Annotated in this window: 15 protein-coding genes; 4 read left to right on the top strand and 11 right to left on the bottom strand. The window is 69.3% G+C overall.

What is annotated here, in order from left to right; translation table 11 throughout:
• Positions 1–184: 184 nt before the first annotated feature.
• The 5 genes from dapB to eccD form a co-directional block, all read right to left on the bottom strand.
• On the bottom strand, positions 185–934 hold the full coding sequence (gene dapB / locus VN779_RS25485) for a 4-hydroxy-tetrahydrodipicolinate reductase (RefSeq protein WP_325727755.1): 750 nt from the start codon (positions 932–934) through the stop codon (positions 185–187).
• 61 nt (positions 935–995) lie between these two features.
• A complete protein-coding gene (locus VN779_RS25480) occupies positions 996–2,270 on the bottom strand; it encodes a pitrilysin family protein (protein ID WP_349260942.1) in 1,275 nt (424 codons plus the stop codon).
• 224 nt (positions 2,271–2,494) lie between these two features.
• Positions 2,495–4,726: a polyribonucleotide nucleotidyltransferase gene (locus VN779_RS25475; RefSeq protein ID WP_325727751.1), complete on the bottom strand. Its 2,232-nt coding sequence runs from the start codon at positions 4,724–4,726 to the stop codon at positions 2,495–2,497.
• A 385-nt stretch (positions 4,727–5,111) separates the two neighbouring features.
• On the bottom strand, positions 5,112–5,381 hold the full coding sequence (gene rpsO, locus VN779_RS25470; RefSeq protein WP_324841763.1) for a 30S ribosomal protein S15: 270 nt from the start codon (positions 5,379–5,381) through the stop codon (positions 5,112–5,114).
• A 162-nt stretch (positions 5,382–5,543) separates the two neighbouring features.
• Positions 5,544–6,977 (bottom strand): type VII secretion integral membrane protein EccD, encoded by a 1,434-nt coding sequence (gene eccD, locus VN779_RS25465; RefSeq protein ID WP_325727749.1) that lies wholly within the window; start codon positions 6,975–6,977, stop codon positions 5,544–5,546.
• 159 nt (positions 6,978–7,136) lie between these two features.
• Here eccD and eccCa point away from each other — a divergent pair, with 159 nt between their 5' ends.
• The gene (gene eccCa, locus VN779_RS25460) at positions 7,137–11,120 is read left to right on the top strand and encodes a type VII secretion protein EccCa (protein ID WP_325727747.1); all 3,984 of its coding nucleotides are present in this window, start codon (positions 7,137–7,139) and stop codon (positions 11,118–11,120) included.
• Positions 11,121–11,508: 388 nt separating this feature from the next.
• Here eccCa and VN779_RS25455 read toward each other — a convergent pair whose 3' ends face one another.
• From VN779_RS25455 to VN779_RS25435, 5 genes are all read right to left on the bottom strand, one after another.
• Positions 11,509–13,227 (bottom strand): ATP-binding protein, encoded by a 1,719-nt coding sequence (locus VN779_RS25455; protein ID WP_325727745.1) that lies wholly within the window; start codon positions 13,225–13,227, stop codon positions 11,509–11,511.
• Positions 13,228–13,230: 3 nt separating this feature from the next.
• Positions 13,231–14,754 (bottom strand): SCO6880 family protein, encoded by a 1,524-nt coding sequence (locus VN779_RS25450; protein WP_325727743.1) that lies wholly within the window; start codon positions 14,752–14,754, stop codon positions 13,231–13,233.
• Positions 14,751–16,100 carry a hypothetical protein gene (locus tag VN779_RS25445; RefSeq protein ID WP_325727741.1) on the bottom strand — a complete coding sequence of 450 codons (1,350 nt, stop codon included), beginning with the start codon at positions 16,098–16,100 and terminating at the stop codon, positions 14,751–14,753. The genes VN779_RS25450 and VN779_RS25445 overlap by 4 nt, the downstream gene beginning before the upstream one ends.
• On the bottom strand, positions 16,090–16,923 hold the full coding sequence (locus VN779_RS25440) for a hypothetical protein (protein WP_325727739.1): 834 nt from the start codon (positions 16,921–16,923) through the stop codon (positions 16,090–16,092). The genes VN779_RS25445 and VN779_RS25440 overlap by 11 nt, the downstream gene beginning before the upstream one ends.
• Positions 16,924–17,126: 203 nt before the next feature.
• Positions 17,127–17,435, bottom strand: a complete 309-nt coding sequence (locus VN779_RS25435; protein ID WP_325727757.1) for a hypothetical protein — start codon at positions 17,433–17,435, stop codon at positions 17,127–17,129.
• A gap of 272 nt (positions 17,436–17,707) precedes the next feature.
• Between VN779_RS25435 and VN779_RS25430 the strand changes: the two genes are divergently transcribed.
• Complete coding sequence (locus VN779_RS25430; protein ID WP_325727737.1) at positions 17,708–18,736, top strand: NlpC/P60 family protein; 1,029 nt, start codon at positions 17,708–17,710, stop codon at positions 18,734–18,736.
• A gap of 22 nt (positions 18,737–18,758) precedes the next feature.
• Here the strand turns inward: VN779_RS25430 and VN779_RS25425 are convergent, their stop codons facing one another.
• A complete protein-coding gene (locus VN779_RS25425) occupies positions 18,759–19,664 on the bottom strand; it encodes an NAD(P)-dependent oxidoreductase (RefSeq protein ID WP_325727735.1) in 906 nt (301 codons plus the stop codon).
• A 122-nt stretch (positions 19,665–19,786) separates the two neighbouring features.
• Between VN779_RS25425 and VN779_RS25420 the strand changes: the two genes are divergently transcribed.
• Together VN779_RS25420 and VN779_RS25415 are read left to right on the top strand one after the other, a co-directional pair.
• Positions 19,787–20,638, top strand: coding sequence for a hypothetical protein (locus tag VN779_RS25420; protein ID WP_325727733.1), 852 nt, complete (start codon positions 19,787–19,789; stop codon positions 20,636–20,638).
• Between the two features lie 218 nt (positions 20,639–20,856).
• The gene (locus VN779_RS25415) at positions 20,857–21,132 is read left to right on the top strand and encodes a hypothetical protein (RefSeq protein ID WP_325727731.1); all 276 of its coding nucleotides are present in this window, start codon (positions 20,857–20,859) and stop codon (positions 21,130–21,132) included.
• Positions 21,133–21,215: the final 83 nt, after the last annotated feature.

The following is a 21,215-nucleotide window of genomic DNA, read 5'->3' as shown; positions in this document are numbered from 1 at the left end:
CCGGACGCCGCGCCGCCGCCGGTGAACCCGTCGTAGAGCGCGAGCGCCCCCTCCCAGCTGCACAGGCCCAGGTAGAAGACGAGGACCACGCTGAGGACGAAGGCGGCGGTGCGGGCGCGCACGTTAGCCTCCGTTCCGTTCTGCTTGTTCCGGTCCTTAGCTTGCGGCGCTGGCTTCGCGGCGGCTAGGCCGGCGAGTCGAGGAAGTGCTCGAGCCCGACCGTGAGGCCGGGGTGCTGGGCGACCCGCCGCACGCCGAGGACCACGCCGGGCATGAACGAGACCCGGTCCAGCGAGTCGTGGCGGATCGTCAGCGTCTCGCCCTGCGCGCCGAGCAGCACCTCCTGATGCGCGATCAGGCCCCGCACGCGCACTGAGTGGACCGGCACGCCCTGGACCGTGCCGCCGCGGTGGTGGTCCGCGTCCTGGCTCGTGGCGTCGGGGAACGGCTTACTGCCGGCCTTCGCGCGCGCATCCGCGATCAGCTCGGCGGTGCGCTGCGCGGTTCCGCTCGGCGCGTCGGCCTTGTCCGGATGGTGCAGCTCGATGATCTCGACCGATTCGAACAGCGGAGCCGCCTGCGCCGCGAACTTCATCATGAGCACCGCGCCGAGCGAGAAGTTCGGGGCGATGAGGACGCCGGTGGACGGATGCTCGGCGAGCCAGGACTGCACCTGCGCCGTGCGGTCGGGGGTGAAGCCGCTGGTTCCGATGACCGCGTGGATGCCGTTCTTGACGCAGAACTCGAGATTGCCGAGCACCACGTCGGGGTTGGTGAAGTCCACGGCCACGGTCGCGCCGGCCTCGAGCGCGGCCTTCGGGTCGTCGTCCACGTCGATGCGTGCGACTACCTGCATGCCGTCGGCCTGCTCGACCGCGGCACAGACCTGGCGGCCCATCCGTCCATTGGCGCCGAAGACGGCGACGTTGATCATGGCATGTCCATTCGGCGAGGAGTCTGCGCGGCGATATCCGGTGGGGCGGGGGTCACGGCGGTCAGGCGATGAAGGACGAAGGGTCCTTGTACGGGCCGATCACGGCGAGCGCGGGATCCACGGTGAGCAATTCGGTCGCGACCGCGCGCACGTCGTCCAGGGTCACGCCGGAGATCAGCTCCAGCACCGTGTCCACCGACAGGTGCTCGCCGTAGACCAGCTCGCCCTTCCCGATCCGGCTCATCCGCGAGCCGGTGTCCTCGAGCCCGAGCACCATGCCGCCGCGCAGCTGGCCGATGCCGAGCGCCAGTTCCTGCTCGGTGATGCCCGAGTCGACGAGGTTCGCGATCTCGGCCCGGCACAGCGCGATGACCTCGCGCAGCTTCTTCGGCTGGCAGCCCGCGTACACGCCGAACGCGCCCGCGTCAGCGTATTGCGAAGCGTAGCTGTACACCGAGTACGCCAGGCCGCGCTTCTCGCGCACCTCTTGGAACAGGCGCGAGGACATGCCGCCGCCGAGGACCGCGGCGAGCACGCCGAGCGCCCAGCGCCGGTCGTCGGTCCGGTGCACGCCCGGCATGCCGAGTACCAGGTGTGCCTGCTCGGTCTTGCGGTTGATCAGCCGCGTCGCGTTTCCGGACGGGATGACGGCGGCCAGCTCGCGCGGGCCGAACGGGGCGAGAGCCGAGTCGAGGACGAGGTGGGAGCCCCCGGCGGAGCGCTGGAAGCCCTCGTATACGAGTTCGACTACGCGGTCGTGGTCCAGGTTGCCCGCCGCCGCGACGACCAGGTTGGGCCCGGTGTAGTAGCGGCGGTAGTGCGCGGCGATCTGCTCTCTGGTGATCGTGTTGACCGACTGCGCCGTTCCCGCGATCGGGCGGCCCAGCGGGCTGTCGCCGAACAGCGCGAGGGCGAACTCGTCGTGCACCATGTCGCCCGGGTCGTCGTCGGTCATCGCGATTTCTTCGAGAATCACGCCGCGTTCGGACTCCACGTCCTCGGCCCGGATCAGCGCGGCCGCGACGACATCGGTGATGACGTCGGCGGCCAGCGGCAGATCCGCGTCGAGAACGCGGGCGTAGTAGCAGGTGTATTCCTTTGTGGTGAAGGCGTTGATCTCCCCGCCGACCGCCTCGATCGAGGCGGAGATGTCCAGAGCCGAGCGTCGCGCGGTGCCCTTGAACAGCAGGTGCTCCAGGTAGTGGCTGGCCCCGGCCGACTCGGCGTCTTCGTCGCGCGAGCCGACACCGACCCAGACGCCGAGGGTGACCGAGCGCACCGTCGGCATCGCCTCGGTGATGACGCGGATGCCGCCGGGCAGCACGGTCCTGCGCATCTCACTGACGCCCGCGGCGTCCGGGAACAGCGACTCCGTGGGGAATCTGTGCTCGGACGCGGTCTCGGCGGTGCCGGGGAGCGCGTGCTCCCCGGCGTCCGAGTAGGGCGCTGCCCCGGCCGCGGGGGCCGGGATCGGCGACTGAGTCAGATCAACCACCTGTATCAAGGATCTGCCTACGTAGGAGCGAGCGGTGCGGGGTAGGGCTTGGCCTGCGGCGTGGATCAGGCCTCGGCGACCGGGGCGTCCTCGGCCGGCGCCTCGGACTGCTCGGCGTCCGGCAGGACCGGCACCAGGGACAGCTTGCCGCGCTGGTCGATCTCGCCGATCTCCACCTGGAGCTTGTCGCCGACCTTGACCACGTCCTCGACATTCTCGATCCGCTTGCCGCCGGCGATCTTGCGCAGCTGCGAGATGTGCAGCAGGCCGTCCTTGCCGGGCATCAGCGAGACGAACGCGCCGAAGGTGGTGGTCTTCACGACGGTGCCCAGGTACCGCTCGCCGACCTCGGGCATGGTCGGGTTGGCGATCTGGTTGATCGTCTGCCGGGCCGCCTCGGCGGACGCGCCGTCGGCCGCGCCGATGTAGATCGTGCCGTCGTCCTCGATGGTGATGTCGGCGCCGGTGTCCTCCTGGATCTGGTTGATCATCTTGCCCTTCGGGCCGATGACCTCGCCGATCTTGTCCACCGGGATCTTCACCGTGATGATCCGCGGAGCGTAGAGGGACATCTCGTCCGGCGCGTCGATCGCCTCGAGCATGACGTCCAGGATGTGCAGCCGGGCGTCGTGCGCCTGACGCAGGGCCTGGGCGAGCACCGAGGCGGGGATGCCGTCGAGCTTCGTGTCCAGCTGAAGGGCCGTCACGAAGTCCTTGGTGCCCGCGACCTTGAAGTCCATGTCGCCGTACGCGTCCTCGGCGCCGAGGATGTCGGTGAGCGCCACGTACTCGGTCTTGCCGTCGATCTCGGCGGAGACCAGGCCCATCGCGATGCCGGCGACCGGCGCCTTGAGCGGCACGCCCGCGTTCAGCAGCGACATGGTGCTGGCGCAGACCGAGCCCATCGAGGTCGAGCCGTTGGAGCCGAGGGCCTCGGAGACCTGACGGATCGCGTAGGGGAACTCCTCGCGGGTCGGCAGGACGGGGACGAGCGCCCGCTCGGCGAGGGCGCCGTGGCCGATCTCGCGCCGCTTGGGCGAGCCGACCCGGCCGGTCTCACCGGTGGAGTAGGGCGGGAAGTTGTAGTTGTGCATGTAGCGCTTGCGCGTCTCCGGCGCGAGCGTGTCGAGCTGCTGCTCCATGCGCAGCATGTTGAGCGTGGTGATGCCCATGATCTGGGTCTCGCCGCGCTCGAACAGCGCCGAGCCGTGCACCCGCGGCACGACCTCGACCTCGGCGGCCAGCGCGCGGATGTCGGTCACGCCGCGGCCGTCGATGCGAACCCGGTCGCGGATGATCCGCTCGCGCACCAGCTTCTTGGTCAGCGCGCGGAAGGCTCCGGAGATCTCCTTCTCCCGGCCCTCGAACTGGCCGGCCAGCTTCTCGATCGCCACGGCCTTGACCCGGTCCTGCTCTGCCTCGCGGTCCTGCTTGCCCGCGATGGTGAGCGCGGCGGCGAGGTCGGCGGAGACCGCCTCGCTGACCGCCTCGAAGACGTCCTGCTGGTAGTCGAGGTACTTGGGGAACTCTGCGGTCGGCTTGGCTGCCTGGCGGGCCAGCTCGGCCTGCGCCTGGCACAGCACCTTGATGAACGGCTTCGCGGCCTCGAGGCCCTCGGCGACGATCTCCTCGGTGGGCGCCTGCGCGCCATCGGTGACCAGCTGGATCGTGCTGGTGGTGGCCTCGGCCTCGACCATCATGATCGCCACGTCGCCGTCCTCGAGTACCCGACCGGCCACCACCATGTCGAAGACCGCGTTCGCCAGCTCGGGGTGAGTCGGGAAGGCGACCCACTGGCCCTCGATCAAGGCGACGCGCACGCCGCCGATCGGGCCGGAGAACGGCAGGCCGGCCAGCTGCGTCGAGGCGGAGGCGGCGTTGATCGCGACGACGTCGTACAGGTGCTCGGGGTTGAGCGCCATGATGGTCGCCACGATCTGGATCTCGTTACGCAGACCCTTGGCGAAGGACGGGCGCAGCGGCCGGTCGATCAGCCGGCAGGTCAGGATGGCGTCCTCGGAGGGACGGCCCTCGCGGCGGAAGAAGGAGCCGGGGATCCGGCCCGCCGCGTACATCCGCTCCTCGACATCGACGGTGAGCGGGAAGAAGTCGAGCTGGTCCTTCGGGTGCTTCGAGTAAGTGGTGGCGGACAGCACCATGGTCTCGCCGTCCAGATAGGCCACTGCCGAACCGGCCGCCTGCCGGGCAAGGCGCCCGGTCTCGAAGCGCACGGTGCGGGTTCCGAAGCGGCCGTTGTCGATGACCGCTTCGGTGGTGTAACTGCTGGGACCCTCCACGGGGTGCCCTCCTTGTCGTGTCCTGACGGAACGCGACGTCACCGAAGCGGCGACCTGATCCTGGACACCGGTCTCCGATCGAAGCCGGCGGGCGGGGCGCGCAACCGCGCCACCTCCGACGGCCACTACCGAAGATCGGTACCGGTCTCACCTACGGCGATGAACGCCGCGTTCCTTCATCTCTCGGCCCGGCCGTCCCGGCGCGGACCCCTTCTCACTATCTAGCTATCCAACGTCACGCTAACCCATGCGGCCCAGGCTTGGGGCGGCGAAACACCAGAACGAGGTGTCCCACCGGCCTAGCATGCCTGGCCAGCCGCTTGATCGCGATACGCCAAGGGAGCGGCGCCCGACTGATACGGGCACCGCTCCCGAGGTACTGCCGTTATCGGCGCAGACCGAGACGCTCGATCAGCGCGCGGTAGCGCTCGATGTCCTTGGCGGCCAGGTACTTCAGCAGCCGGCGGCGCTTACCCACCAGCTGGTACATGCCGCGGCGGGAGTGGTGGTCGTGCTTGTGCGCCTTCAGGTGCTCGGTCAGGTCGTTGATCCGCTTGGTCAGCAGCGCGACCTGGACCTCCGGGGAGCCGGTGTCGCCTTCGGCGGTGCCGTACTCGGCGAGGATCTGCTTCTTCGTGGCGACGTCGAGTGCCATCGGTCTCCTTCTCGGGTGAGCACCCGGGCGCACTCGGTCTTACTCACAAGTGCAAACGAACCCAGTGGTGCTTGCGCAACACGTCATTGGCGCTGCGTCAAGTAAGTCTATCTGACCCGACGGGCGCTTTGGGCCAAGATCACCCGTGCTGCGGATAGCGCATTAGTGGTGTCCGGCGGACTGGACCGTGGTGTAGATGTTGAGCACGCCGAGCAGCACCGGAATGACCGAGGCGAGCAGCAGTCCGTCGAGCAGGTCGATGCTGCGGGCCCAGCGCGGGGACAGCGACCGGTTCGGCAGCGCGAACGCCACCGCGACCAGGATCAGGCCGGCCGCGAGGACCGCGCCGAAGAACCAGGTCTGCCGGGCCAGCGCGGAGACGTGGATGGCCGCGCCGACCATGAGCACCAGGATCGTGCCGACCCCGCCCCACACCAGCGTGCCGACCTGCGCGGAGCGGCGGAACAGCCGTGCGCGGGAGAGGGCGGCCAGGCCGAGGATGCCGGCCATGCCCTGCGCCCAGGCGCCGCCGCTGCGGCCGTCGCTGGCGAAGGCGAGGACGAACGCGCTGAGCAAGACGGTGACGGCGCAGGCCGCGGTCAGTCCGGTGAGCAGTTCGTGGCTGCGGCGGGCCCGGCGGTCGATCGCGGCGGTGTCCACCGGGTCGTCGTTGCCGGGCGGCAGCGCGGCCTTCTGCGCGGTGCTGCTCACCTGCGGCGCGCCATCGACGAGCTGCGGCATCGGGAAACGCACGGCGCGCAGCGCGAGGCCGGGCAGGAATCCGATGGCGGCGATGGCGACGGTGCCGGCCCCGGCGGCCAGCTTCGCCGGATCAGCGCCACTGGCCAGGCCGACCGCTCCGGCGATCGCGCCCGCGGCGGCCGCGATGGAGGCCGCGAGGTACGCCTCGTCGTGCTCCTCCTGGAGGATCGCGCCGACCACCGAGATGACCAGGACCACCGAGCAGCCGACGATGAAGTGCGCGCGGCCGAGTCCGGCGCCCGCGTTGATCGGCAGCGCGCCGAGCCCGGCGAGGAAGGCGTACGGCACCGCGCAGCCGCCGAGGACCGCGCCGCCGACGTGGTCGCCGTAGACGCGGGAGCGCAGGCCGCCGAAGACGGTGAGCAGCAGGGCCATGACTCCGGCGACGAAGGCCGGCATGCCGTGCGGGTCGTTCGACGTCCACAGCACCCACGCGCCGAGGGCGAGCAGCACGGCGCCGCCGGTCAAGCCGATCCGGCGGTAGTGCGTCGCGCCCCACATCCGGCGGTCCTCCGCGACGGTCTGCGCGATGGCGTCGACCACGTCGTCGAAGACTGGCGGGGGCAGCGTGTCAGTGGCCGGGCGCAGGTAGAGCAGGTCGCCGTTGCGCACGCCCTGCGCGGCGAACGACATGCCGGTGTCCAGCTCGGAGCCGTCGAGCCTGGCGAGTACGAACCCTGCGTGCGCACCCTCGCTCTGCCACTGGTCGGCCATGCGCAGCACGTCCGGCAGCAGCTCGGCCAGTGGCACGTCCTCCGGCAGCGCAACATCAACCCGGACATTCGGCGCAACCACCGTAATCCGGCAGAAGCCTGTCATAACCCCGCTGTTCATCGCGGCCCCTCCTCGTTCCCCGCTCGCCGCCTGCTTACTGGCGCGGCAGGCATCCTATCTACTGGTCGCGCGCGGCCGGTAGCATCGGGACACTGTCGAACTGCCCGGCTGATTTCACGGGAATAAACGGGTCAGGTCCACGCACGGGAGGGCTGCGGGTTGAGTACGGTCATTGTGAAGCGGCCACCACGGGTGCATCCCCCGCAGGTGCCCGCCGGAGAGGTCTTCCTCGAACCGCCGCCCGAGCTGGCGCGCACTGCCAAGGACGGCAGCGCCCTGATGAACGCGCTGCCGATGCTGGCGAGCGTCGGATCAGTGGCCTTCTTCTTCATGCCGGGAACGAATGTCCTGATGAAGCTGATGGGCGGCATGACCCTGATGTCGTCGCTCGGCTTCGTGGTCATGTCCTTGGTCAAGGGCAAGAGTGGCGGCAAGGGGAAGACCGCGGACGCGCGCCGGGACTATCTGCGTTACCTGAGTCAGGTGCGCGCGCAGGTGCGCAAAACTCAGCAGCAGCAGTACACCGCGCAAATGTGGTCGCACCCGAGCCCGGCGCACCTGTGGGCGATCGTGACCAGCGGCCAGCGGCTGTGGGAGCGGCGGCCGACCGACGGGGACTTCGTGCAGGTGCGCCTCGGTTCGGGCGCCCAGCGGCTCTCCACGCCGCTGGTGGCCCCGGAGACCGCGCCGGTGGACGAGCTCGAACCGGTCTGCGCGGACGCGCTGCGCCGCTTCATCACGGTGCAGGGCACGCTGGACGGGCTGCCGCTGGCCGTCTCGTTCCGCTCGTTCTGGCACGTTCTGGTCGGCCCGACCGGCGACGGCACCGCGGATGACGCGCGCGCCGAGGCCCGGGCGATCCTCTCCCAGCTGGCCACCTTCCACGCCCCGGACGAGGTGCGCATCTGCGTGGTGGCCGCGGAGAACCGGCGGCAGCACTGGGAATGGGTCAAGTGGCTGCCGCACGCGCAGCACCCGAAGGACACCGACGCGGCCGGCTCGGTGCGCCTCATCTTCTCCGACGCTTCAGAGCTCGAAGAAGCCCTCGGCTCGGATCTGTCCGACCGGCCGCGCTACTCCCGCGACAGTCCCCCACTGTACGAGCAGCCACACATCGTCGTGGTGGTGGACGGCGCGCGGGCCAGCGGTGAATCCATGCTCTTGCATGGTGACGGCCTGATGGGCGTGACCATCGTCGAGATCGACACCGAAGGCCACGCCGCGGCCGTGCGCGGCGGCGTGCAGCTGGGCATCGACGGCGACAAGCTGAATCTGGCCACCTCCACCGGCGCCAGCTTCGCCGGCAACAGCGACCGGCTGTCCATCCCGCAGGCCGAGGCGCTGGCCAGGCAGCTGTCCCCGCTGCGGGTCGGCGGCGGCGCGGACGGCGACGAGCCGCTGCTGTCCTCGCTGGACTTCACCGACCTGATGAGCATCGGCGACGCAGGGTCCTTTGACACCCGGCGCGGCTGGAAACGGCTCTCGCCGCAGGACCGGCTGCGCGTGCCGATCGGGGTCGGCGAGAACGGCGAGCCGGTGATCCTGGACATCAAGGAAGCCGCGATGGGCGGCATGGGCCCGCACGGCCTGTGCATCGGCGCCACCGGTTCCGGAAAGTCCGAGGTTCTCAGGACCCTGGTGCTCGCCCTGGCCGTGACGCACTCCTCGGAGAACCTCAACTTCGTGCTCTCCGACTTCAAGGGCGGCGCGACCTTCGCCGGCATGGCCGAGATGCCGCACACCGCGGCGGTCATCACCAACCTGGCGGACGACCTGACCATGGTGGACCGCATGCGCGACGCCATCGTCGGCGAGATGAACCGCAGGCAGGAGATGCTGCGCGACGGCGGCAACTTCAAGAACATCCACGACTACGAGAAGGCGCGGGCGGCCGGCGCGGCGCTGACCCCGATGCCGAACCTCGTGATCGTGCTCGATGAGTTCTCCGAGATGCTCACCGCCAAGCCGGAGTTCCTCGACCTGTTCATCCAGATCGGCCGAATCGGCCGATCGCTGGGCGTGCACCTGCTGCTGGCGTCGCAGCGCCTTGAGGAAGGCAAGCTGCGCGGCCTGGACACCTACCTGTCCTACCGGCTGGGCCTTAAGACCTTCTCGGCGGCCGAATCGCGAGTCGTGCTCGGGGTTCCGGATGCCTTCACGCTGCCGTCGATCCCTGGTTCGGGGTATCTCAAGACCGTGGGCCAGGAGGGCGGCAACCCGGCCGGCACCCGGTTCAAGGCCGCGTACGTGTCAGGGCCCTACCGTCCGCAGACCCGCACCACGGTGGCCCGCAAGCTGGACCACCGGCGCCCGACGCTGTTCACCTCGAACTTCCAGGCTCCGCCTCGGGTAGCGGAGCAGGTAGCCGCCGCTCCGGTGAAGGAGGAGGACGACGCACTGGTCGACACGGTGCTGGACGTGCTGGTGCGGCAGATGGAAGGCCAGGGCCTGGCGGCGCATCAAGTGTGGCTGCCGCCGCTGAGCGAGCCGCCGACGCTGGACCAGCTGATGCCGGGCCTGCAGGCGACGCCGCAGCGCGGACTGGCCGCCACCGAGTACTCGGGCGCGGGCCGACTGCTGGTGCCGATCGGCATCGCGGACAAGCCGATCGAGCAGAAGCGCGAGCTGTACCAGATCGATCTTTCCTCCGCCGCCGGCCACGCGGTGGTCGTCGGCGGTCCGCGCACCGGCAAGTCGACGATGGTGCGCACGATCCTGATGGGTCTGGCGCTCGGGCACACCCCGCAGGAAGTGCAGTTCTTCGCGCTGGACTTCGGCGGCGGCTCGCTGTCAGGCCTGGCCGGGCTGCCGCACACCTCTGGCATCGGCGGACGCCTGGACGTCGACGTGGTGCGCCGCGTCATCAGCGAGGTCGTCTCGATCCTGGACAAGCGCGAGGAGTCCTTCCGCCGCCACGGCATCGACTCGATCGGCACCTTCCGGGCCCGCCGGGCCCGCGGCGAGCTGCCGGACGAGCCGTTCGGCGACGTGTTCCTGGTCGTGGACGGCTGGGCCACGCTGCGCGCGGACTTCGAGGCCCTGGAGCAGGACATCCTCGAAATCGCCCAGCGGGGCCTCGGCTTCGGCGTGCACGTGATCATCACCGCGGCGCGCTGGCCGGAGATCCGCCCGCAACTCAAGGACGCCATCAACACCCGTATCGAGCTGCGGCTGGGCGACCCGATGGAGTCCGACATCGACCGCAAGGTCGCGGTCAACGTTCCGACCGGCACCCCCGGCCGCGGCCTGACCAAGGGCAAACTGCACTTCCTCGGCGCCCTGCCCCGCATCGACGGGATCGAGGACCCCACCGATCTGGCCGACGGCGTGGCAAAGGCCGTACACGCGATCGCGGACGCGTGGCAGGGCCCTGTGGCGCCGAAGCTGCGGATGCTGCCGCTGATGGTGCCCTACACGGATCTGCCCGCCCCGGCGGCCCGGCCGAACCAGGTCGTCCCGCTCGGCGTGGACGAGACCAGGCTGGAGCCGGTGTACCTGGACTTCAACGCGGACCCGCATTTCCTGCTGTTCGGCGAGGGCGAGTCCGGCAAGACCAGCGTCCTGCGGACCCTGGTTCAGGGCATCACCGAGGCCTACACGCCGCAGCAGGCCCGCATCCTGACTGTCGACTATCGCAGGTCCCTGCTCGGCGCGATCCCCGAGTCGCATCAGCTCGCTTACTGCGCGGCCGCGCCGGCGGTGCAGAGCGTGCTGGCGGAGGTCAAGCCGTTCCTGGACAAGCGCCAGCCGGGGCCGGATGTGACGGCGGAGCAGTTGCGCACCCGCTCGTGGTGGACGGGCCCTGAGATCTTCGTGATCGTGGACGACTACGACCTGGTGGCCACGCCGGGCGGAAACCCGCTCGGGTCGCTCGGAGAGTATCTGCCGATGGCCCGCGACCTCGGGTTCCACCTGATCATCGCGCGGGCCTCGGGCGGTGCGGGACGTGCGCTGTTCGAGCCGCTGATCCAGCGGATGCGCGAGACCCGGCAGCCCGGCCTGGTGCTCTCCGGCGAACGTGACGAGGGGCAGTTGATCGGGCAGGTACGCCCGAGCCAGCAGCCACCCGGTCGCGGCACGCTGGTCTCCCGCAAGCACGGCACGATTCTGGTGCAGACCGCGCACATCCCGCCGGTGATGTGACGCGGCGCGAGACCGCGACAACCCGTTCGCCCCTCTCGGCCTTCGGGCCAGGAGGGGCGAGTGTTTTCCGGACCTCAGCTAGCGCAGCCAAGGCGCGAAGGAGGACTCGAATTCGAGTCCTTGCCGCGACTAGGTCGTGTGTACGAAGTAGCGTCGGACAAGGCCGCGGCGTCTGGCGCGTGCGATCGCAAGGCGGCGGAGCGTCCTCGCGCTGTTCAATCCGACACCGTGGGGCATCTGGGCAGTGTCCGATAGGTGCCTGGCGGCACCGGGGCTTCGCCAACGCAGCGAGCGTGCGTGGCAGGCGTCGCGGCCCCGGCGAAACTTCTTACACACGGCCTAACGGCCGTCGTCTGACGTGCGGCGCGGCTGGCTCGGCAGGGTCAGTTCACCGGCCTGTCTGGCTCGGGTTGCTCGCGCGCGGTCCGAACACCGCTGCCGCGATGGCCGTCAGGTCGGGGTCGTCGGGCGCAGGCGGACCCGAGTGCCTTCCGTGCCCGCCGCCACGGCCGTCATCACCATTGCGGTTGTCACCGATTCGATCGTCACCATTGGCACTGTCTGCGCCGCTACCACTCCCGGCGCTTTCCCCGCTGTTGGCTCCGCTGTTGCCGCTGTCGGCTGCGCCGCCGCTGTTGGCTCCGTGGCCAGCGCCGCTGATGCTGCGAGCAGGCACCAGAGCGCCGGCCGATCCGCGGAAACCGTTCGTGCGGCCGGCCGGGAGCGCCTTGCGCTCGGTGAATGCGAGAGGCAGCTCGTCCTCGCCCGCATCGTCGTCTTCTTCGGCCTCCGCCGAGGACTCGGTCATCGCACGGTCGGTGTACACCAGCGGCCGCTCGTACTCGGTGACGATGTGCTTGACCACTTGTACGTCACCGTTGACGTCCCAGACCGCGATGCCCGGCGATAGCGTCGGGATGATCTCCACCGCCCACCTCGGCAGGCCAAGGACCCTACCGGTCGCGCGGGCCTCGTCTGACTTCTGCATGTAGATCGTCCTGGTGGAGGCCATCTTGAGGATCGCCGCCGCCTCCTTGGCCGCCGCGCCGTCCACCACGTCGGACAGGTGGTGCACGACCGCGACGAACGAGAGACCGAGCCGGCGGCCGAACTTCAGCAGCCGCTGGAACAGCTGCGCCACGCTCGGCGAGTTGATGATGTGCCAGGCTTCTTCGACCAGGAAGATCCGCTTCTTGCGGTCCGGCTTGATCCAGGTGTGCTCCAGCCAGACCCCGACGATCGCCATCAGGATCGGCATCGCGATCGAGTTGCGGTCGATAGTGGACAGGTCGAACACGATCAGCGGGGAATCCAGGTCGATGCCAATGGTGGTCGGGCCATCGAACATGCCGGCCAGGTCGCCGTCCACGAGGCGGTCGAGCACCAGCGCCACGTCCAGGCCCCAGTCGCGCACCTCGTCGAGCCGGACATTCATCTCTTCAGCCGCGGCGAGCTTCGGTTCACGCAGCGCCTCGACGATGTCATGCAGGATTGGCTGCCTGCCTGCGCGTAGCGAGTCGGCGCGAACCGTGGCGTGCGCGGCCTTGAGTGCGTATCCGGATCGCTCGTCGAGCGGATGCCCGAGTGCGACCTCGATGATGGTACGCAGCAGCGCGAGCTGGCCGGTGAGCGTGATCGCGGGGTCGAGCGGGTTGAGTCTGCTGCCGCTGCCGCTGCGGTGGTGTGGGTCAAGCCGGATCGGGGTGACCCCCATCGCCTCGGCTATCCGGTTCCACTCGCCGACGCCGTCTTCGCCCTGCGCGTCGAGCACGACCACTTGGCGGTCCTTGAACCGCAGCTGGCGCAGCACATAGGTCTTTTCCAGCGAGGACTTGCCGTTGCCCGACTCGCCCAGCACCAGCCAGTGCGGGGCGGGCAGCTGCTGGCCGTAGAGCTGGAACGGGTCGTAGATGTAGCCCTTACCGCTGTATACCTCGCGTCCGATGATCACACCGGAGTCGCCGAGGCCGGGGGCCGCGGTCGGCAGGTAGATGGCCTCGGCCTGGTTGGTGGAGGTGCGCACCGGCAGCCGGGCGGTCTCCTTCTTTCCGAAGAGCACCGTGGTGAAGGCATCGGCAAGCAGGTCGGTGAGGCTTCCGCGGGCCATCGGCTACCTCCGCACGCCGGTCGCGAATGGCAGGGTGTTGACGAAGGCGCGATGGTGTTCCCGGTCGCACCATTCGAGCTTGAGGAAGGACTTGCCCGCGGACGCGCGGATGGTGCGCTTGTCCCTGGACAGAGCCTCCGGCGAGCGCGAGGAGACGGTGATATAGCCGACCAGGTTCACGCCCGCCGCGCCCGCGGCCAAGTCCTCGCCGCGCAGGTCGACGCGGGAGGAGTGGGCGCGCTCGCGTGGGTCGTCGATCCGGCCGAGCTTGGCCTGGCGGCGGTCCTCGGCGTCTACGTTCACCTTCTCAGTCAGCATCCGCTCGATCGCTACTTCGGTCGGTTCGAGGTCCATGGTCACCGCTACCGTACGGATCACGTCCGGGGTGTGCACCAGCAACGGCGCGAGGAAGTTGACCGATACCGGCGTCAGCGGCCACTCGCGGATCCAGGCGGTGGCGTGGCACCACGGCTCGCTGTGGATCGACTCGCGGGTCTTCGCGCGCAGGAACAGCGGCGATGAACCGTCGAACTCGGCCGGCCAGGCGTCGCGTTCACCCATCGCGTCCGTATGGTCGATCGGGTGCTCGGGGTCGTACATGGAGTGGACGAGCGAGGAGAGCGCGGGAACATCGAGCGGCCTGCGTACCTTTATGTCGGCGTCGGCCAGCCGTGCACAGATGTCGGTCAGCTCACGCACCATGATGACGCAAAGGCCGTGGTCAGCGTCCGCGCCTCCGGCCATAACGCGCGCCTCGTTCGCCAACTCGCGCGTGTAGGGCATCGACGCGGTCAGGTACGCGCGGTGCTGCTCGCTCGAGGTGGAGACCATCGAGAGCAGATGGTCGTATGAGTCACGAAGCCACTGGGCCGCCTCGGGGTTACCGCGCTTGAGCACGTCCTTGGTATGCGCGTCCGGGTCGGCCGGCAGCGTGCGGGCGAGCATCTGAAGGCGGGTCACGAAGCCGTCGCCGTTGGCCACGTGCCGCAGCAGCGTGCCGAACCGGTCGACCAGCGCCTCCTGGTCCTCGGCGTCCCGCGAGCCGACGCCCGGTCCCTCGATCTCCAGGGTGCAGGTGACTGTGCTGCGGTCCAGGTGCATCAGGACCGCGAGCTTGTCCGGGCCGAAGTTGGCGGTCAGCCAGCGTACCCGGCCGATCCCCGGCGGCGTCGGAACCGGCAGTTGCAGGCCGCCGAGCCGGGTCCCGGCCTCGACCGCGGCCGAGGAGTACCGGGCCAGTCCGGAGCGCCGCAGCCGCCGGTAGCTGCGGTCGATCTCGAACCAGCGGTACAGCGTGCGCTTACGGTACGGCAGGAAGATCACCGCGGCGCCGGCGGCGGGAAGCCCGACGATCATCAGGATTTTGAGGAAGAGGGTGGGGACCACGAAGGCCGCGATCATCGCCAGCGCGCACGCGACCACCAGCAACGCCAGTTCGCCGGTCTCTCGATTGCGCCCGACGATCGCGTTCGGCTTGGCCTTACCGATCAGGAACGAGCGGCGGCGCTCGAAACCCTCTGCGGTCACCCCAGCCCTCCGCGTCCGCCGTCAGCGGCACCTCGGGCGCTTCGTACCGCATCCGCGCCACGTCCTGAGGCCCCTCCGTCGCGCGGCAATGCCGGCGCGGGCGGCGGCGGGGCCGGGGGCGGAGCCACCTGCGGTTGCCCGCCGGAGCCGCGAGTGGTCGTGAGCCGGGCAGCCGCGCGTGCGCCGTGTGCCGCGACTCCGGCGGTCATGCCGAGCGCGGCCACCGCCGGGGCGGCCATCGGGTTGGCGCCGATGGGGCTGCCGCTGCGGCCCGCGTGTGCGGCGATGCCTTGCCGCATCCGCGAGGCGGGGCCGTCCATTGAACCGGCCGCGGCCTCAGCCGGGGCCTCGGCGTTGCGAGCGCCGTTGAACGCGAGCATGTCGTCGCCGAAGTTCGGCACGAAGCGGAAGATCAGACCGGAGGCGAAGATCGACAGCAGCATGATGGCCAGGCCGGAGAGCACCGAGCCGAAGGAGCCCTGGCCGGTGTTGCCCCCGGAGATGGCGGTGGCTAATCCGAGCACGATGACGATCACCGGTTTGGCGAGGTCCACTGCGATCATCATCCCGGCCCAGCGCCTGATGTGGTGCCACAGCGACTTGTCGACCAGGCCTGCGTACACGGTGGCGGCCAGCGCAGCCCCGACGTACAGCATCGCGGCACGGATCAACAGCTCGACCCAGAGCACTGCCGCGGCGATCATCGCGATAATCGAGACGAAGATCAGCAGGATCGGACCGCCGCCGAGATTCGCCGTCTGACCGTTCGGCGGATCGAGGGTGTTCGCGAACGAAGTCAGGAAGTTGTTCGTGTCCTTCGCCGTGCCCGAACCGATCGCGCTGGTCACCGAGTCGGTTACTCGCACCATGCCGTAGAGGATCACGGGCGTGAACGCGGAGGCGCCGACGGCGAGCCAGAGGTAACCGGTGGCCTGGGACAGCGCCGTCACGATCGACTCGCCGTGCACGGCTCGCTTGACCACCGCGAGCAGCCACAGCACGACAGTCAAAATCGCGGAGGCCGCGAACACGATCGCGTACTGGGTGAGGAACCCAGAGTTGGTGAAGTCGACGTTGGTGACCCCGTTGACCACCCCGGAGACCGCCTTGATGACCGAGGCGGCCGCCTGCGCGCAGTCGTGCGCGATCGAGCCGACCGGATCGGAGAGCAGCGACGCGGTCGAGGCACCTCCGCTGCCGGCGCCGTTGGAGCCGACGCTGTTGGGGCCTGTGCCGCTCGAGCCGCCGCCGACCAGGGTCCGGGTGTTCTCGCAGGCCTGTTTCAGCGATCCCGGAAGCAGCGCGCAGGCATCACCCGCGGCGTGGATCATCGAGCTAACGGGCATAGCGCAACCCCCCGAACTGGTTGACTGCCTTCTGCAGATCCTGGCTGCCGGAGACGACCTGCTGGCCGCTGGTCGGCACCGGACCGTCCACGGAGGCGAACGAGACCCACTTCCAGTCGCCGCCGGTCCAGCGCACGGTGACGGTGATCGTGGACCAGTTCTCGACAACGGGGTGCGTCGATCCCTGCCCTGCCAGGCCGGAGAGGGTGACGGTCCACACCGAGACGGTCGCGTTGTCGCTGCTGCTCTTGACCAGCGTCACGCCGACCGGGGCGCTTCGCTGGACGAAGGTCTGCCCCGAAGGCGGTACGCCGTCCGCGGACAGCCCCAGGCTGCTGTCGACCTGCGAGTAGGCAGTGTCGAGCTGGCTTTGCAGGTCGGACGCTATGGCCGGGTCCGCGATCGCGTCGATTAGCCGGTGCCGCGCCGCCGAGTTCACCATCGTCGAGGACGTGTACGCGACCACGTAGTTAGCTGCGGCCGACTCGGCGCCCTTGCCGGTGTGCGGATATCCGATCGGCACGCCGTCGGCGGTGTTACCGGGTAGGCCGCTGTTGTCGAACTGGGAGGTCACCGGGCCGGTCGGGCTCGCCGCCTGGTTCGAGGAGCCGGAGCCCGCGGCGGACTGCCCCGAGGTCGGTGAGCCGCCGGAGTGATGGGTGCTGCGATTGACGATCGTGATGGCCGCGACCAGGGCCACCAATGCGGCCAGCAGGACGAGCGGTCGGCGGCCGCGGCCAGGCCTCGGCTCGTCGTCCTGGTAGGGGTCGGGCGGCAACTTGACACGCGTGCGCGCTTCAGGCGTGCTCTGCGCAGTGTCCAATGCGTATGACCCTCGATCGGCTCGGCTCCAGGGGCGGGCCATCAGGCCTCACCCCTACTGGATATGGAAACCAGTGTCACTGGTACCGGCACCGGTTGAACCGCCGTACACGCCAAAGACGCACCGCGCGTCAGCCGTTGGGACCCCGGACCGGGCCTTGGGCCGGGTTCGGAACATCCCGAGCGGGCCGCCTCAGTCACGAGTCAGATCGCCATGCCGTAGACGATGGTGAACAGGGTGCCGAGCGAGCCGATGATGAAGACGCCGGTCAGGCCGGCCACGATCAGGCCCTTGCCCTGCTCCGCGCTGAACGAGTCGCGCAGCGCGGTCGCGCCGATGCGCTGCTTTGCCGCGCCCCAGATCGCGATGCCGAGGCAGAGCAGGATCGCCGCGGCCATGATGACCTCGATCATCACCCGCGCCTGTTGGCCGACCTTTCCGAAGGGGCCCCAGTCCGGCGCGATTCCGCCGATGATCGTATTGATGCTTCCGCCGCCACTGGCCGCCGGCAGCAGTGTGTGCCATTCGGCGTGGGCGGGCAATGTCGTAAGGAGAGTCAGCACGCTGCACCCCCGGTCCTTGGGTCGGTCGTTGTCGTCCAGTGTTGCCAGTATGGGGGTGTTTTGTGAACTCGAACAGGAGCGCGTGGTTCTGAAGTGCGAAGACTGACGCCTCATCACCACCGCACCTATCATAGGGCTCGCCGCCGCGCCCGTACTCTGGACGCGCCAGCCTGATTGACCTGGGCGCTTAGCGGTGCGATGAGGAGGGGAGGAGAGCCGCGATGCCAGGACGCCGGTGGATCTGGATCCTGACAGGAACGTTGCTGGTTCCCTTCTTGATCGTCGGTGCCGTGGCGATGGTCGCGGTCGGTATCAGCGGTTCGGAGCTTCAGGCGGCGCAGGCCTCGTTGGCGACCGGTACAGTACCCGCCGCCTATGCGTCGATGATCGAGAGCGCCGGTACGACGTGCGCCCAGATGAGCGCGCCACTGCTGGCCGCTCAGCTGTATCAGGAGAGCGCGTTCGACCCCAAGGCGGTCTCGCCCGCCGGCGCGCAAGGCATCGCCCAGTTCATGCCCGGCACCTGGCCCAACTGGTCCTCCCCGCACGACGGCGACGGCAAGCAGGATGTTTTCAATCCGGCCGACGCCATCCCGGCTGCGGCCCGGTATGACTGCGCGCTGGCCCGGCAGGTCGCGAAGACGCCCGGTGACCAGGTCAACAACATGCTGGCGGCGTACAACGCCGGACCGGGCGCGGTGCTCGCGGCCGGCGGCGTGCCCTCGATCGCCGAGACGCAGAACTATGTCAAGAACATCCGCATCCTGGAGAAGGCGTTCAGCGCGCCGGCCGGCACCGTCGCGGCGAGCAACGTCGCGGTCCGGGCGATCGCCTTCGCCTACGACCGGCTCGGCACCCCGTACCTGTGGGGCGGCACCGGCACCGTCGCAGAACACGGCGAGTTCGACTGCTCCGGCCTGACTCAGGCCGCGTACGCGAGCGTCGGCGTGAAGATTCCGCGCGTCGCCGCCGACCAGTGGTACGCGGGGCCGCATGTGCCACGCAGCCAGTTGCAGCCCGGGGACCTGGTCTTTTTCGCGAACAACGTGAACGACCCGGCGACGATTCACCACGTGGGCATCTACGTCGGCGGCGGCGCGATGATCGACGCGCCGCACACCGGCGCGACGATCCGCTTCGACCCTGTGGACGACTTCGGCGGCTACATCGGTGCGGTACGTCCCTACGCGCAGGTACCGCAGTGGCCGGTTGGCCAGAGCACGACGGGTCCGGCCGGCGTTACGTCCTAAGACCTCGATACGTCTTAAGACCTCAATGCACGAGCTTGACGGCTGGAGCGAAGCCCTCTGCCAGGTCGGTGCGGGCGCGCCAACCGGTGGCGGCGTGGAAGGCATCTGACGAGATTCGCAGCGAGCGAGCGGCGACTTCGGCACCGGGGCCAAGGAACTTGCGGGTCAGACCGGAGACGAAGCGCGCCGAGCCGTCCACTCCGGCGGCCGTCGCCAGCGCCCGCGCCCACTCGCTCAGCCGCACGGGCTGGCCGGCCACGTTGTAGATGCCGCTCGGGGCGGCCAGGGCGGCGACCACGGCACCGGCGGCATCCTCGACCGTGATCGGCGAGATGTAAGCCTCCGGATCGCCGACGAGTACCGGCTTCCCCTTGCGCACCCGATCGAGTTGCCAATGGGTGAGCGCATCGTCGCCGTAGAACGTGCCGAAACGCAGCACCACGGCGAACCGGTACTGGTCCGCGAAGCTCATCGCGTTCTCGCTCGCGGTAACCGACGAGCGGATCATCGGCGTCGGGTCGAGCGGCGACTGTTCGGTGATCCAGTCCTGGCCGGCGTCGGCATACACGAACGCGACAGCCTCCTGGATTAGCCGCAGCGCTCCGCATTCAGCGGCGGCCTTCGCCACGACGGCGCTGCCCTCGGCGCGGATGCGATCGTTCTCTCGCCACGACGAGCGGCGCATGACTGCGGTACCGGTCGGGATGTGCGTCGCCAGATTGCACACGACGTCGTGTCCTTCGATGGCCAAGCGCATCGATTTCGCATCGAAGAGATCTACTTCGACCGCGTTGGCGCCGAGCGTGTGCAGGGTTCTGCGTTTGTCGCTGCCGCGCGCTATGCCGGTGACCTCGTGACCGCTCGAAACGAGCCGCCGAACCGCCGCGGTCCCGAGCGCTCCGGTCGCTCCCGCAACGAATACGCGCATCCGTCAGCACCCTCCTGGTCGCGACCGGTTGTTCCGTAACCATCCTCCATCCGGGTCGTTGGGGAGGACGAATCCGGAAACGGATCATCCGTTCGGTCTACATGATGAATCCAGTACCCGAGGTGGCCAGAGTGAACGCAGCGGCGGCAAACGGATGGGGGCGCTCGGCGGCGCTTCGGCTCAGCCTGCTCGCGCTGAGCGCCGGGGCGGTGACCGCGGCTGCTTCGGGCTGCTCCGCGCCCGCGTCGAACGTCGCCGCCGACCCGGTCGCCGCGGTGCGCAACGCGGCCTCCGACTCGGCGAAGATCCACAGCGCCAAGGTGGCCACCTCGGTCACCATGTCGGTCGGTGGGGCGAGCCGGCAGTTCACTGGTTCGGGTGAGTTCGACTTCGATCATCAGGTCGGCGCGATCCTGCTGCAGACCCCGCAGAGCCAGACCCCGCTCGACGAGATCATCACGCCGAGCACGCTGTACCTGCGCCTGTCCGGGGGCGACACCAAGTGGAAGATGGTCGACGCGACCAGGCTGCCTGACGGCGATCTGATCAGCGCCGGATACACCAGCCCGGTCCTCGACTTCGCGCTGCTGCGCGGCGTGAACAGCGACGCGGTCCACTACGTAGGGCAGGAAACCGTGCGTGACACCAAGGTGACGCACTACACGGGGACGCTGGACCTGACCGCTTCGGCGAACGAGGCGCAGAGCCCGATCAAGGACGAACTGCTCGCCGCGTCGCATGCCTTCTCGAACAAGTCCGTGCCCTTCGACGCGTACGTCGACTCCGCGGGCGAAGTGCGCCGGGTTGTGGCGCACTTCGCGTTCCCGGCGGAGGCGCCGCAGAAGGGCGAGGTCGAGATCGCCGCGACCACCGACCTGTTCGATTTCGACCAGCCGGTGACCGTGTCCACCCCGTCCGCGGCGCAGCTGGCGGTCGCCTCGCCGAGCGCGTCCGCGACTCACCGGCGCTCCTGAGGCAGTCCCACGCAGGTGGCCTCCGCGCGCTTAGCTTCGGCTTTACCGTGCGGGGGTACCCCGGCACCACCTGCCAAGGCCACACGGACGGCCTTACCGAACTAGGTGGGCTACTGCCGGGTATGACCCTTCCGGGCCATGGCCGCCGCTGAGGCCCGTCTCTAAGCTGGCAAGGGTCAGCGGAAGACCGCGGGGGACTCCGTCTCGCGGCGATCGCCATGACCCATGACGGTAAGGAGGTGACCGGATTGCGTACGGCGCAGCACACCCCCGCTTCCCTGCACGATCCGGCGCCGCGCCGCGAATCGGCGCACACCCACGGCCACGGTCGGCCGCTGCGCGCCGCCTCTGTGCACGACCGGGTGGCGCTGGACGAGATCGAGCTCTACGCCGAGCTGATCATCGCGGCGCAGCGCAGTGACAAGCCGCTTTCCCGCGCGGACATCGACGCCGCGCTCGGCCTGCGCCCGCCCGAGCCGGCCAGGTCTTGCTGAAGCTCCGGTTCCCGTTTTCCGGCACAGCCGGATTGGCAGGTTGCGCGATTTCGCCGGTTTAGCACCGGTTTGACATAGCTTGC

The sequence above is a fragment of the Actinocrinis sp. genome (assembly GCF_035605935.1).
Lineage (GTDB): Bacteria > Actinomycetota > Actinomycetes > Streptomycetales > Catenulisporaceae > Actinocrinis.
This window is presented reverse-complemented; position numbering and strand designations above follow the sequence as displayed.